The organism is Streptosporangium sp. NBC_01639, from assembly GCF_045209755.1.
Lineage (GTDB): Bacteria > Actinomycetota > Actinomycetes > Streptosporangiales > Streptosporangiaceae > Streptosporangium.
In genome coordinates, this window is record NZ_CP109272.1 from 3,943,537 (window position 1) to 3,957,127 (window position 13,591).

The window sequence follows — 13,591 nt, forward strand, 5'->3', positions numbered from 1 at the left end:
GCCCCGACCTGCGGATCAGGGCCTTGTCGGCTACAGAGGCGCACGCGGGGCACATGGCTGAAGGCATTCGCCCTCACCTGTGCCCCGGCCGCCCCGGGCTCATGGGCCGTACAGGCCCGCCCGGTTGGTTCAGGCGTACACGGACGTGGAAGGTAAGCGGGGGTTTCCCGGACCGCTCCCCGGCATATCAGTTGTTGATGCCGGAGCCGCCACCGCCGGGGCTGAAGTCGTCGTCGAAGTCGCTGCTGTCGCCGCCGCCGCCGTGATGCCCGCCCCCGCCCCCGCCACCGCCACCGTGGTTACGGGCATAGCACTCTTCGGGATTCCGGTGCTTCCAGCAGGGCTTCTGGGCGGACGTGACAGAGACGGTCTCGGTCGCGGTGGCGGCACCTGCAGACTGGATCTGCATCGCCATGGGTGCGACAAGAGCGGAGGCCAGCATCGTTCCGGCCACCAGGGCGTTCCTGAGCTTGATCATCACACATCACTCCATGTCGGATCGGTGCGCCCTGGACGATGCCTGGACTGACCGGACGCTGGATTGCCGTCAGAAACGACACCGGCACGGCGCGGGACCTGAATCCCACGGTAGGCGAAGGTGGCTCCAGGGCTCTCCCGCGAAAGCCCAAGCCTTGTCCAGGCTGGATCTCCCCGGCGACACCGCCGGTCCGCATGGGGCCTCTCATCATTCGAACCACATCCGTCCGAAAGATGAGCGGAACACTGGTGAAGTCTTTACGGATACGTGTCGTACTTGCCGCCACGGCGGTTGTCCGCGAGTCCTTCCGAAGGAATCCGAGGGCGGAGTGGACGAGGAATTCGCCCTCCTGTCCGTAGCGGCGGCCGTTCCGCGAATCGCATCAGAGGTGCCGAGCTCCTCGTCCGCGACGTGGCCGGAACGGTGGACTCCGGCGCCGGGACCATCCGCAGACCGGACTCCTTCAAGATCAGAAACGACCCTGAGTCTGGTAGCTGACCGGTCAACATTGACCGTCTATCTTCCTTTTATGGGGAAAATTCATGACAAGATCGACGACCGGTTACGGGCGTTCATCGAAGCGCAGCCGGTTTACTTCGTCGCGACGGCTCCTGAGCGGGGCGGTCATGTCAACGTCTCCCCCAAGGGATATGCCGACACCTTCGCCGTTCTCGGGGACACCACGGTGGCCTATCTCGACCTGGACGGCAGCGGCGTGGAGACGATCTCCCATCTTCGTCAGAACGGCCGCATCACCATCATGTTCTGCGCTTTCTCCGGGCCTCCCAACATTGTCCGGCTGTACGGCACGGGCCGGGTCGTCGTCCCGGAGAGCCCCGACTTCCCCGAGATGATCAAAAAGTTCGGTCCGCATCCGGGCACTCGGTCGATCATCGTCGTCGACTGCGACCGCATCTCCGACTCCTGCGGATACTCGGTTCCGTTCATGTCCTTCGATGAGGACCGGACCCTGCTGGACGAATGGACGGACCGTAAGGACGTCCAGCAGAAGCGCGCCTACCGCGCCAAGAACAACCGCCAGAGCATCGACGGCATCCCCGGCCTCTCTCCGGAGGAGACCGCCCCGGTCACCCTGCATTCTTGAGGTCCCTGACTCCACTGGGCCCACACGTTACCGACGGGCGAGAGGAGGCCGGATCGGAGCGCCATGACGGCTCTGGTGAGTCCGTGCACGCTCACTGTTCTTGACACCGTCGACGGGTGTCACGCGAGGCAAGGTCCCGGAAGTACCTCCTGGACTACTTCCTGGTGACACGGACGGTCATACCGGTGGAAAGCCTTATACGGCACGTACAGTGGCCCGTACGCGCCGATCATCCCCCTGCCGACGAGTTCAGGGGGTCCCACGGTGAAGGTGTTACGTCGGCCTGCCCTTCTCACCGGCGTGCTCGCCGTGCTCATGGGAGCGGGGGCTCCGGTAGAGGCGGGTACGGCGACGGAGACCACCGGGCCTCTGGTCCGCTATGCGGGGCTGGACGGCTGCTTCTGTGCTCCCTGGACGCTCTGGACCTGGGACGGCCAGGTGATCAAGCTCACCGACGCCCGGGTGTTCACCGACAAGACGGGGAAGCAGCGGGCGCCGCTCGCGCTGTCTCCCGACGGGAGGCATGTCGCCTACTTCCGTCGTGGGGACGGGGCGCTCGCCATCCGGAACATGTCCACCGGAAGGGTGCGTGAGGTCCCCGGGGTGCGGTGGTCGCGCCGACTGCGCTCCACGCGGATCGATCTCGCCCCGACCGGGCGCTACCTGGTTCTGGGCAGCGAGCAGGATGAGCAGGTTCTCGATGCGCGAAGCGGGAAGAGCACGGTGGTGCCACCAGGGTTGCAACCATGGAGCTTCAGCCCAGGCGCCAAGCTGATGCTCGCGGTCGACGGCGAGTTCGGGGCGGGGATCTACTCCACGGTCACCCTGGCCGAGAAAGGCCGCGCCCCCATAGGGGGCGCTCTCAGCCCGGACGGCACGACCGTCGCCCATTTCACCTCCGATGACTCGGCCATCAGCCTGTGGGACGTGGCGGCGGGAAGGTCGGGCGGTCGGCAGCCGATCCCCCTTCCCGCCGCGAAGATCCCCGTCCGGCTTCGCTGGGACGGTGCCGGCCACCTCGACCTGCAGATGGTCCTCCCCGGCAAGGCCGGCAACGGGGCCGACGCCGTCTACAGCTGGTACCGGCTGGACCTGGGATCGGGCACCGCCCAACCGGTGGACACCTTCACCGTGCCCGGCACCGTGCACAACCCGATCGTCGCCGGGCTCAGCCCTTGAGTCAGGCCCGGCCTCAGAGCCTGAATCGGGCCCAGCCTCAGAGCCGAGCTCAGCGGCGATAGCCGGCCATCCGCTCCAGCCGGGCGACACGTTCAGAAGTGGGCGGGTGGGTGGAGAAGATCCGGCCGATTCCAGCGCCGCGGAAGGGATTTGCGATCATGAGATGGGAGGCGGAGGCGATACGGCCGTTCTCCGGCAGCGGCAACTGCCGGGTGCCCATCTCGATCTTTCTCAGTGCGGAGGCGAGTGCCAGCGGGTCACCGGTCAACCGTGCCCCGGACTCGTCCGCCTGATATTCGCGGGACCGGGAGATGGCCATCTGGATCATCCCGGCGGCGACCGGGCCGAGCACCATCATGAGCAGGACACCGATGAACCCGGGGCCCTCGTCGTCGTCCCCACCGCCGAAGAACAAGCCGACGTAACCGAGATAAGTGATCATCGTGGCAAGCGCACCCGCCACCGAGGAGACCAGGATGTCACGGTTGTAGACATGGGACAGCTCGTGTCCGATGACCCCGCGCAGCTCGCGTTCGTCGAGGAGCTGGGTGATGCCGTAGGTCACGCAGACCGCGGCGTTGCGGGGGTTGCGGCCGGTCGCGAAGGCGTTGGGCTGCATGGTCGGCGAGACGTAGAGCCGGGGCATGGGCTGGCGTGCCTCCGTGGAGAGCTCACGCACGATCCGGTAGAGGACGGGCTGCTCGACCTCGCCCACCGGCCGGGCCCGCATCGCGGACAGCGCGATCCGGTCGGAGAAGAAGTAGGCGACACCATTGGTCACCAGCGCGATCAGAACCGCGATCTGCACGCCGGCCCCGCCACCCAGCCATGCCCCTACCGCGATGATCACCGCGGACAGTGCGCCGAGAAGGACCGCGGTACGCAGACCGTTGTGGTGCACTGCACCCCCCTTTCGGTTGATGCCGATTCACCAGTGACAACGTCTCCGGCCAGGCTGAACGTTCCCGTGGCGGTCAGCCGGAAGCGACGAATGCTTCCGGCAGGAGGCCGAGCACCGTCTGGGGGGCGACTGAGAAGATCACCGCGACGACCGCAGCTAACGTGATCGCCACACCTACCGGCACCCATCCGCTACGGCCGCCGCCGTCCTCGGCAGGAGGGATGCCGGCGCCCTCGGCCGCCGGAACCGGGGTGAAGATCCGTACGGCCCAGGCGAGGTAGTAGTAGAGGCCGACGACCGTGTTGACGGCCATCACCACGGCCAGCCATGCGCCGCCGCCGCCGACGATCTCACGGAACACCACGATCTTGGCGAACAGCCCGGCCAGTCCGGGTGGCAGGCCTGCCAGGCAGATCAGAAAGAAGGCCAGCGCCAGTCCCGCCGCCGGATTGCGGAACGCCAGCCCCCGGTAGTCGTCCAGCTCGCCGCGGACACCGCGCCGCGACACCAGCATGACCACCGCGAACGCCCCGAGGTTCATCGCCGCGTAGAACACCAGGTAGGCGATGGAGGCGCTCATCGCCTCGGCGTCGCGGACCCCGAGTGGCGCCAGGATGTAGCCCGACTGGGCGACCGAGGACCAGGCGAGCAGGCGCACGGCATGATGCTGGCGCAGAGCCAGCAGGTTGCCGACGGTCATGGTCAGCGCGGCGATGATCGCGACCAGTGGGGCCCAGACGGCGACCTGACCGCCGAGGGCGGCGATCAGGATGAGGATCAGTCCGGCGAACCCGGCGGCCTTGGAGATCACCGAGAGCAGGGCGGCGACCGGGACCGGAGCCCCCTGGTAGACGTCGCCCGCCCACGCGTGGAAGGGGACCGCCGCGACCTTGAAGGCGAATCCGGCGAGCACCAGGACCATGGCGACGGTGAGCACCGGCGGCAGGTCGTAGGCGATTTGGAGCGTGGAGGCGTAGGCGCCGGTGGCTCCCGCCGGTTCCGGACCGGAACCGGCGGGAAGAGCCGTGATGGGCTCCCGCAGCACCTGGGCCAGCCGGTCGAGGTAGACGGTCCCGGTCATGCCGTACAGCAGGGAGACCCCGAAGAGCATCACCGCGGTGGAGACCACGGAGACCAGGAAGAGCTTGACCGCCGCCTCCGAACTCCGGCCGTCGTAGCGCCGCAGCGCCGTGAGCGCGAAGACCGGCAGAGAGACCAGCTCCAGCGCGACCACGAGCATGATCAGATCACGGGAGGCGGGCAGGGCGACCGCACCGATCAGCGTGCAGAGCAGCAGGAAGTACCACTCGCCGACGGGGATGTCTCCGAAGGAGAGCTCCGCCATCGACAGCAGCACCACGACGACTCCGGCGGCCAGCGCGAGACCCGCGAAGACCAAGGTGAAGTCGTCGACCACGAACGAGCACAGCGTCGAGGAGTCCCCGGCCGGCCCGCCCGGCCCTGATGCGAGGGTTCCGAGGTTCAGCGGGCCGATGCCGGCCCTGGCGGGGCCGGGCAGCCCGGCGGGCACACAGAAGGTCCGCAGCGGATCGCCGCCCCGAACGGCCTGTGCGATGACCACGCCCAGGGCTCCCAGCACCCCGGCCAGAGTGACCGCGCCGAGCAGCGGCCGTGTGTACGGTGCGCGGGGCAGGAAGGCGTCGAGAAGCAGCACGAGGCCGGCGGTGAGCGCGAGAACCAGCAGCGGCGCGACCGCGTAGTAGTCGATCGACTGGATCACGGCGCCCCCAGGAGGCTCTGGACCACCGGCTCGGTGACGAGGAGAAGCGTCTTCGGCCAGAGGCCGAAGAGCAGGATCAACACGATCAGCGGCGCCCAGGTGGCCAGCTCGTAGCGGGTGGCGTCCCGCATGCCCGCGGTTCCGGTGCTCACCGCGATCCCCGGCCGGCGGCCGCCGCCACCACCCACCGCGGCGAGCACCGGGGCGTGGACGGTGTCGGTGGGCCGGCCATGGGTGACGCGGGAGAGCATGAGCAGGAAGTAGGCGGCGGTCAGCACGGTGCCGAGACCCCCTGCGGCCATGAAGAGCAGGTAGAGCGGGCGGGACAGTCCCGCGGCAGGATCGAAAGCGCCGAGGAGGGCCAGCATCTCTCCCCAGAACCCCGCCAGGCCGGGCAGCCCGAGGGAGGCGACGCAGGCGAAGGTGAGCACGGAGCCGAGGTGGGGCAGACGCGACAGCATGCCGCCACCGAGGGAGGGCATGTCGGTGGTGCCGTAACGATCCTTGATCGCCCCGGCGACGAAGAACAGCAGGGCGGTGATCAGGCCGTGAGCGACGTTGCCGAAGAGGGCGCCGTTGACGCCGACCGGGGTGAGCGTGGCGAAGCCCAGCAGGACGAAGCCCATGTGGCCGATCGAGGAATAGGCGATCATGCGTTTGAGATCGCGCTGGGCCAGGCAGGCGAGAGAGCCGTAGACGATGCCGATCACCGCGAAGGCGCCGAGCCACGGGGCCACCGCCGAGGCGCCGCCGGGCAGGATCGGGATGGCGATACGGGCGAAGCCGTAGGTGCCCATCTTGAGCAGAACGCCCGCGAGGAGCACCGAGCCGACGGTGGGCGCCTCGGTGTGGGCGGCGGGCAGCCAGGTGTGCAGCGGCCACATGGGGGTCTTGACCGCCAGGCCGATGCCCACCGCGACAAAGGCGAGGATCTGCACCGAGGGGGACATCCCCGATCCCCGGGCACGGGCGAGGTCGGTCATGTCCAAGGTCCCGGTCTGCGCCCAGATGAGCAGGAGGCCGAGCAGGAGCACGACGGAGCCGAGCAGCGTGTAGAGGATGAACTTGGCCGCCGCCGCCCGCCGGCCTCTCCCGCCCCAGACGGCGATCACGAAGTACATCGGGATGAGGACGATCTCGAAGAACACGAAGAACAGCAGCAGATCGAGCGCGAGGAACGTGCCGATCATGCCTACTTCGAGGACGAGCAGCGTGAACACCAGGGCACGGGGCCGGTTGCCGCCCGGCTTGGGCCGCAGCAGCTGTCCGGGACCGTCGGCGCGGCCCCAGCAGAGATAGACCGCGCACAGGAAGGTCAGCAGCGCGGTCAGCACGACCAGCGGCAGCGAGATCCCGTCCATCCCGAGGTGGAGTCTGAGGTCCAGCCCCGGGACCCAGGCCAGGTCGGTCGAGAACTGCACCCGGGCAGCGTCGCCGTAGTCGAACCCGGCGGCCAGCACCACCGCCAGGGCGAACGTGACCCCGGACACGGCCAGGGCGTGCACCCGGAGCCGACGTCCTCTGGACGCGGCATCCTGCCAGAACGGTGCGAGCAGCGTGGCCGCACCTGCCAACGGCACCCCGAGAAGTGCGATCAACACCCAGTTCATGGTCCGGCCACCTCGCCCGGGGTCAGAGTCGTGAGCCGTCCGCCGCACCCGGACGGCATGGTCGGGACCGCGCTCATCGAATCTCCTTGAGCGTGGAGACCTCGGGCTTCAGCCGTGGGAAGGAAGTCAACGTCGCACCACCGCCAGGCGGATCACCAGCGGCACCACGAGGACGACCGGGAGCGGCGACCGGGAAATCATCCGAAGACCACCACCCCGACCGCGAGGAGGAGGACCCCGGCGAGCAGTCCGGTGATGTAGAGCTGGGCGTTGCCGTTCTGTGCCAGGCGGACCATGCCCGCCAGTCCCACGGTCGCCCGCCCCGAGCCGCGCACCGCGCCGTCGACCACGCGGTCGTCGGTACGGGCGACCGCCCGGGCGAAGAGGAGCACGGGCCGGACGAACAGTGCGGCGTAAAGAGAGTCGGCGTAGAAGGCCCGCTCACAGGGGATCCGGAGGGGGCCGAGCACACGGGCCGGATCAGCCGATGGATCGCTGCGCCACATCGCGTAGACCACGCCGGCGCCCAGCAGCGCCACCACGACGCTGAGGGCGGCCGTGGCCCAGTGGACGTCGGCGGCGCCCACGAAGCCCAGGAGCAGGGCGGGAACGGCGAGCAAGAGGATCGGCCAGCGCATGACGGCCGGCACCGCGTGAACGTCACCCGCGTGGACGGTGCCCGTGTGGGCGGCGGCCGCATGGACGGTGCCCACGTGAGCAGTGGCCGTGCGGGCGGTGGCCGGCCCGGAGGGAAGAGCGCTGACCGGACGTTCCCCGAAGAAGGTCCGCAGCCACGCGCGGGTGGCGTAGGCGCCGGTCACCGCTACCGTGGCCAGCGCGCAGCCGTACAGCAGCAGGGCCGCCGCGTCAGTGAGCGGTCCGGCGGACAGGGCCCGCTCGATGGCCACCAGCACCTCGTCCTTGCTGAAGAAGCCACTCGCCGGCGGCAGGCCCATCAGGGCCGCGAACCCGATCGTCATCGTGACGAATACGACGGGGAGCCCCTTGCGGAGCCCTCCCATCGCGCTCATCAGGTTGGAGCCGACGGCGTGGATCACCGCTCCGGCGCAGAGGAAGAGCAGGGCCTTGAAGGCGCCGTGGGTGACCAGATGGAAGATCGCCGCGCTCTCGGATCCGGCGGCCAGGGCACCGGCCATGTAGGCGAGCTGGCTGATCGTGGAGTAGGCGAGGACACGTTTCAGGTCGTCCTGTGCCAGAGCGGCCAGGGCGGCGCCCAGCATGCCGAGTGCGGCGAGGACCGCGAGCACGTCCAGGGTGGGACCGGAGCCGAGGAAGACGGGATAGAGGCGGGCGACGACGAAGATCCCGGCCGCGACCATGGTCGCCGCGTGGATGAGGGCACTGATCGGCGTCGGGCCGGCCATCGCGTCGGGGAGCCAGACGTGCAGCGGCACCTGGGCGCTCTTTCCGGCGACCCCGGCGAGCAGCAGCAGGCCGGCGGCGGTGACCGTGCCGGAGGACATCTGGGGCACTGCGGCGATGACGTCGGCGATTTTGAAGCTGCCGGCCGCCGTGCCGAGGACGAAGACGCCGAACAGGAACCCCACGTCGCCGAGCCGGGTGACCAGGAACGCCTTGACCGCCGCCCGCGAGTTGGCCCGGTCCTCCCACCAGTGCCCGATCAGCAGGTAGGAGCAGAGCCCCATGATCTCCCAGCCGACATAGAGCATGAGGAGGTCGGCCGCGTAGACGACCAGGAGCATGGCGCTGGTGAACAGGCTGATGAACGCGCTGTAGGACGGATAGCGCCGGTCGCCGCCCAGGTAGCCGATCGAGTAGATCTGCACGGCCAGGGCGACCACGGTGACCAGCACCGCGATCGAGGCGGAGAGGCCGTCGACGAGCAGGCCGACCGAGATCGGCACCGAGCCCGTGTCGATGACGTCGAGTGTCCCGGTGACGGTGGCGCCCCCTGACCGGCCCGCGGCGCTGTCGGGGAGGGTGAACGGCCCGCCGGGCGTCGCGCCCGTGCCGGTCCAGCCGGTGTAGGCGAGCCAGATCGCGAGTGCTGTGGAGATCGCGGTGGGCACGACCGCGATCCAGGCGGCCCGGCGGCCCGCGGCCACGTCGGCGGCGCCGCCCCGCAGTCCCCGGGGGAGCCGGGATCCCAGCAGCCCGCAGGCCGCCGCGAGGAACGGCAGCAGGATGGCGAGCGCGGCAAGAGTGATCATGGCGCGTCACCCGGCCCGACGGCCGCCTCGGAGGCGGATCGGGCCGGACCGGTGGCGACTCCGGAGGGCTCGCTGAGCGAGGAGTCCCTGGACGGGGTCGGCCCGTCGCCGGAGCCGGAGGGCTCGGCCAGGCTGCGGAGCCGGTCGAGGTCCACGGTCTGGCGGTTGCGGTAGAGCGCGAGGATGATCGCGAGGCCGAGGCCGACCTCGGCGGCGGCGATCACGATGACGAACAGGGTGAGGACCTGGCCGCTGTGCAACCGGTCACGGAGCCATACGTCGAACGCGACCAGGTTGAGGTTGACCGCGTTGAGCATGAGCTCGACGGACATCAGGATGAGGATCGTGTTCCGGCGGGCGAGCACGCCGTACACCCCGATGGAGAACAGCAGCGCAGAGACGACGGCCGGATAGACGACGTGCAACGTCAGTCCCTCCCACGGATGTCGGTGCGGGACAGGACGATGGCGCCGATCAGGGCGGCGAGCAGGAGGACGGACAGCGCCTCGAACGGGAGCACCCAGTTGCGGAAGATGCTGGAGCCGAGCTCCTTCGCCGAGCCGCTGCCGGGCTCCAGCGGGGTATAGGCCGTGCGGAAGCCGTCGACGACCACGGTGACCAGCACGACGGCGGTGGCGATCGCCACAAGCGTGGCGGCCGGCCGGTTGCGGCTGTCGAGGTCGGCGGTCGCGCCGATCGGGGCGCGGGTGAGCATGATGCCGAACAGGAGCAGGACCACGATCGCGCCGACATAGATCAGGACCTGGACCCAGGCGACGAACTCAGCCGTCAGGACCAGGTAGCCCCCGGCGAGCGCGCCGAAGCAGACGACCAGCCACAAGGCTGCGTGGACGAGCTGTTTGGTGGTCACCACCAGCAGCGCCGACCCGACGGCCACCGCGCCCAGCAGCAGGAAGACGATCTCCTGCCCGGTCGGCGACAGATAGGACGGCACCTCGGTCACTTCCCCTCCTCCGGCTCTCCGCCCGGATCCGTGGAGACCCCCTTCTCGGGCTCCCCACTCGGATCCGTGGCGGAAGTCTGCTCCTGTTCGCCACCCGCCGGGGGCGTGTCGCTTTCCCCTGTGGACAACTTTCCGGTCGGCGGCCTACCTGTGGACGGGTCGTCGCCCTTCTTGGGAAGGGCACCCGGCGGCCGGATGGCCCGGACGCCGGCGTGTCCGGCACCGGGCGCGGCCCGGGCCGCGCCAGAGGCGGGGCCCGAACCGCCGCCGGGACCGCCGGGGCGGGGGCGGGGGGGCCGGGAGGCCGCGGCCAGTTCCTTCGGGGGGTCGGCGTTGGGCTCGTGAGCCGGCGGCGGGGGGACGGTCTGGGCCCAGGCGGCCAGCTTGTCCTTCTCATGGACGAGGTTGCGGATGTCCCCTTCGGCGTACTCGAACTCCGGAGACCAGAACAGGGCGTCGAACGGGCAGACCTCGATGCAGATCCCGCAGTACATGCACAGGGAGAAGTCGATCGCGAAGCGGTCGAGCATGTTGCGGGCACGAGGACGGCCCCCCTCGGGAGCGGGGAGGGTCTCCTTGTGGGAGTCGATGTAGATGCACCAGTCAGGACACTCGCGGGCGCAGAGCATGCACACCGTGCAGTTCTCCTCGACCAGGGCGATCACCCCCCGGCTCCGGGGCGGAAGGTCCGGCCTGACCTCGGGGTACTGCTGGGTCACCGACCTGCTCAGCATGTGGCGAAGGGTGACGGAGAGTCCCCTCGCCAGTCCCACTCCTGGTATCCGTGCCACAACTCAACATCATGACGCATGGGACCGCGCTCGGGAATGCGGTGGTCCGGCGGAGGTGGAATCGGGCGCCCTAAGTTATCCACAGCAGTTATCCACAGACTGTGTGTTCGATTAACGGGTCGGCTGTGGAACCGATGTGGAAGAGACCTGCGCCCAGGTTGATAAATACGTATTGTTTCGCGACATGTCCCACCAGTACGGCCCTGCCTGGCACCCCCAGCCACCCCTGCGTTCCACTACGGGGTTGAGCGTGGTGTGGGCACTGGTGCCCCTGTTCACCTGCGGTATCGGCACGCCGTTCATCATGGGTCACGCCGCGTACCGGCTGCGGAGCACCGCGCTGGCCCTCGTCACCGTGCTCTACGGGTTCGGCATCGGGGTGTTCGTCGTCGGCGCCGGGACCTACGGGGACTCCGAGCTGATCCCGGTCTGGCTGGACGCCACGATGATGATCGGGCTGTTCGGCAACTGGCTCGGTGGCCTCGGCCACGCGCTGATCATCAGGGGGACGGTGTTCCGGCCGCATCCGCAGCCGGGTCCGTACCCGGCCGCGACCCCCGCCGCGACTCCGGTCCCGGGCCGGTATCCACACCACGCACCGGGTCCGGCTCCGGCTCCGTTCCGAGCGCCCGCGACACCCCACACGCCGTACCCGCCCGGCCCCGGCGCCCCCACCCACACGCCGTACCCGCTCGGCGCCACCCACCTAGCACACCCGTCCGGCCCCCCTGCCTCCCACACGCCGTACCCGCCCGGCCCCGGCACCCACACGCCGTACCCGCCCGGTCCCGGCGCTTCGGCATACCGCCCCCGGGCCCATCGCGACCAGGCCGAACGGACGTCCCAGGGGTGGCTGGGGCCGTACCGGCTCCTCGGCACCCTGGGCCGGGGCGGCCAGGGGACGGTCCACCTCGCTCTCACCCCGCAGGGGCAGAAGGTCGCGATCAAGGTTCTGCACGAGCATTTCAACGGCGATCCGACGGTCCGTGACCGGTTCCTGCGGGAGGTGGAGGCGACGCGCAGGGTCGCGACGTTCTCCACCGCCCGGGTGCTGGATGTCAGCATCAACGACGACCAGGCCTACGTCGTCAGCGAGTACGTGGACGGCGCCTCCCTTGAGCAGCTGATCCGCGACCAGGGACCGCACAACGAGGACGGGCTGACCCGGCTGGCCCTGGCCACCGCGGGCGCGCTGGCCGCGATCCACCGGGCAGGTGTGGTGCACCGCGATTTCAAACCGGCCAACGTGCTCATCGGCGCCGACGGACCGCGTGTGATCGATTTCGGCATCGCCCGTGCCCTCGACCAGGCCACCGCGACATCGAGCGCCATCATGGGCACTCCTGCCTACATGTCTCCCGAGCAACTGGCCGGCGGCTCCGTCGGTCCGGAGTCCGACGTGTTCAGCTGGGCGGCCACCATGATCTTCGCCGCTTCCGGCCGGGTGGCCTTCGGCGAGGACACCATCCCCGCCATCCTCAACAGGGTGATCAACCACCATCCCGACCTGACGGCCCTGCCCCGGTCACTGCGCCCGCTGGCGGCCGCCTGCCTGGAGAAGCAGCCCGGCAACCGGCCCACCGCCGCCGACGTCATGTTGCGGATCGTCAACTAGGGCACCGCGTCGCGGACCTGCTCCGTCAGGTCGAGGTACTCCTCGCGGCTCAGCGTCCGGATCCGGAGATCCAGCCCGTTCCGTACGGCGAAGCGCTCCACCTCCTCGGGATCCCAGTGCCCGGGCAGGTGAAGGAGCTCCTCTCCGGCGATCAGCCCGCCCACCCCCGACTCGACCGAGTAGAGCGTCAGCCGGGACGCGTCGATCTCGCGGGTCCGGCGCTCGGTCTCCAGCAGCAGCCGGTCGTGGACGACCACCAGCCGGCAGCGCGGCGCCCCCCGCCGCCGCAGCACGCGGGTGTCGGCGATCTGCCTGCGGGTCCGGCGCCGGTCCGTCCCGACGACGACGGCGGCACCGGCGACGGTCACCGCGGCCAGGGCCAGGGCCGCGATCCCGAGCAGCTCAAGACCTCGGGTGACGCCACGGCCGGGATCCGTCATGGTGAGGACCACCAGGACCGCGAAGGTGACGCCGTAGGCGAGCACCAGCCACATGAGCACGTAGAGCAGCTGTTCGCGCCACCAGATCTTCGGCGAGCCCACGGGCGGCCACAGGCTCCGCACGCCCGGCACGCGGAGCCGGGGCAGCGGTGAGGGCGGCCGGCCCCAGGTCACCACGTGCCACCCCGGCGACCTGCGGGCGAGTGCGATCCGGGCCTCCTCCCCCGTTTCGAACCGCCGTAGCTCGAACCCCAGGCCGTGCTCCCGCGCGAACGCCTCCACCTCGCGGCGCGAGCGGGAACCGGGCGCCTCCATCATCACCAGGCCGGACTCGTCCAGCACCGCCAGGCCGTACCTCGTCCTTTTCCTGCCCGGGTAGCCGAAGACGAGCAGGGTGCCCACCCGGTCCCGGCCGGTGAGCGGCAGCCGTACCGGCGGGTGCTCCGGTACCTCGACGACCAGGTCGTCGTTCTCCACGGCGAGCGCGAGGGTCATGCGGTTCCGTCCTTGGCCTGTGATGTCACGTACCGGTCTTCCTTCTTGCCCGGCGCGCACGCTTCGAACGTACCCGGCGC

General features: G+C 69.7%; 11 protein-coding genes and 1 pseudogene. 3 read left to right on the forward strand and 9 right to left on the reverse strand.

All coding sequences use genetic code 11. The features are described 5' to 3' along the window. Positions 1 to 187: 187 nt before the first annotated feature. Entirely contained in the window at positions 188 to 478 is a 291-nt protein-coding gene (locus tag OHA77_RS17790) for a hypothetical protein (RefSeq protein ID WP_406319149.1), read from the reverse strand. Positions 479 to 1,007: 529 nt separating this feature from the next. On the opposite strand from OHA77_RS17790, the gene OHA77_RS17795 reads away from it, so the two are divergent. Next, positions 1,008 to 1,583 carry a pyridoxamine 5'-phosphate oxidase family protein gene (locus OHA77_RS17795; protein ID WP_406319150.1) on the forward strand — a complete coding sequence of 192 codons (576 nt, stop codon included), beginning with the start codon at positions 1,008 to 1,010 and terminating at the stop codon, positions 1,581 to 1,583. Positions 1,584 to 1,847: 264 nt separating this feature from the next. Then, a complete protein-coding gene (locus tag OHA77_RS17800) occupies positions 1,848 to 2,762 on the forward strand; it encodes a WD40 repeat domain-containing protein (RefSeq protein WP_406319151.1) in 915 nt (304 codons plus the stop codon). A 49-nt stretch (positions 2,763 to 2,811) separates the two neighbouring features. Here the strand turns inward: OHA77_RS17800 and htpX are convergent, their stop codons facing one another. From htpX to OHA77_RS17835, 7 genes and pseudogenes are all read right to left on the reverse strand, one after another. Then, the gene (htpX, locus tag OHA77_RS17805) at positions 2,812 to 3,663 is read right to left on the reverse strand and encodes a zinc metalloprotease HtpX (protein WP_326819551.1); all 852 of its coding nucleotides are present in this window, start codon (positions 3,661 to 3,663) and stop codon (positions 2,812 to 2,814) included. Positions 3,664 to 3,736: 73 nt separating this feature from the next. Next, positions 3,737 to 5,404, reverse strand: coding sequence for an NADH-quinone oxidoreductase subunit N (locus OHA77_RS17810; RefSeq protein WP_406319152.1), 1,668 nt, complete (start codon positions 5,402 to 5,404; stop codon positions 3,737 to 3,739). Continuing rightward, positions 5,401 to 7,014, reverse strand: a complete 1,614-nt coding sequence (locus tag OHA77_RS17815) for a NuoM family protein (RefSeq protein WP_406319153.1) — start codon at positions 7,012 to 7,014, stop codon at positions 5,401 to 5,403. The genes OHA77_RS17810 and OHA77_RS17815 overlap by 4 nt, the downstream gene beginning before the upstream one ends. Before the next feature lie 197 nt (positions 7,015 to 7,211). Next, a complete protein-coding gene (locus tag OHA77_RS17820; RefSeq protein ID WP_406319154.1) occupies positions 7,212 to 9,206 on the reverse strand; it encodes an NADH-quinone oxidoreductase subunit L in 1,995 nt (664 codons plus the stop codon). Positions 9,207 to 9,334: 128 nt separating this feature from the next. After that, positions 9,335 to 9,631 (reverse strand): annotated as a pseudogene (gene nuoK / locus OHA77_RS17825) (NADH-quinone oxidoreductase subunit NuoK); the annotation flags it as partial. Positions 9,632 to 9,633: 2 nt separating this feature from the next. After that, on the reverse strand, positions 9,634 to 10,170 hold the full coding sequence (locus OHA77_RS17830; protein ID WP_406319155.1) for an NADH-quinone oxidoreductase subunit J: 537 nt from the start codon (positions 10,168 to 10,170) through the stop codon (positions 9,634 to 9,636). Next, a complete protein-coding gene (locus OHA77_RS17835; protein ID WP_406319156.1) occupies positions 10,167 to 10,904 on the reverse strand; it encodes a NuoI/complex I 23 kDa subunit family protein in 738 nt (245 codons plus the stop codon). The genes OHA77_RS17830 and OHA77_RS17835 overlap by 4 nt, the downstream gene beginning before the upstream one ends. Before the next feature lie 241 nt (positions 10,905 to 11,145). Here OHA77_RS17835 and OHA77_RS17840 point away from each other — a divergent pair, with 241 nt between their 5' ends. Continuing rightward, complete coding sequence (locus OHA77_RS17840) at positions 11,146 to 12,576, forward strand: protein kinase domain-containing protein (RefSeq protein ID WP_406319157.1); 1,431 nt, start codon at positions 11,146 to 11,148, stop codon at positions 12,574 to 12,576. Here the strand turns inward: OHA77_RS17840 and OHA77_RS17845 are convergent. Next, positions 12,573 to 13,511 carry a hypothetical protein gene (locus OHA77_RS17845; protein WP_326819543.1) on the reverse strand — a complete coding sequence of 313 codons (939 nt, stop codon included), beginning with the start codon at positions 13,509 to 13,511 and terminating at the stop codon, positions 12,573 to 12,575. The two genes, OHA77_RS17840 and OHA77_RS17845, sit on opposite strands and share 4 nt — an antisense overlap. Positions 13,512 to 13,591: the final 80 nt, after the last annotated feature.

What these genes read in the sequence shown, in the direction of transcription:
- OHA77_RS17820 (WP_406319154.1), bottom strand. Translation starts at nt 9,206, where the DNA reads ATGATCACTCTTGCCGCGCTCGCCATCCTGCTGCCGTTCCTCGCGGCG.
- OHA77_RS17795 (WP_406319150.1), top strand. Translation starts at nt 1,008, where the DNA reads ATGGGGAAAATTCATGACAAGATCGACGACCGGTTACGGGCGTTCATC.
- OHA77_RS17845 (WP_326819543.1), bottom strand. Translation starts at nt 13,511, where the DNA reads ATGACCCTCGCGCTCGCCGTGGAGAACGACGACCTGGTCGTCGAGGTA.
- OHA77_RS17790 (WP_406319149.1), bottom strand. Translation starts at nt 478, where the DNA reads ATGATCAAGCTCAGGAACGCCCTGGTGGCCGGAACGATGCTGGCCTCC.
- OHA77_RS17815 (WP_406319153.1), bottom strand. Translation starts at nt 7,014, where the DNA reads ATGAACTGGGTGTTGATCGCACTTCTCGGGGTGCCGTTGGCAGGTGCG.
- OHA77_RS17835 (WP_406319156.1), bottom strand. Translation starts at nt 10,904, where the DNA reads ATGCTGAGCAGGTCGGTGACCCAGCAGTACCCCGAGGTCAGGCCGGAC.
- OHA77_RS17840 (WP_406319157.1), top strand. Translation starts at nt 11,146, where the DNA reads ATGTCCCACCAGTACGGCCCTGCCTGGCACCCCCAGCCACCCCTGCGT.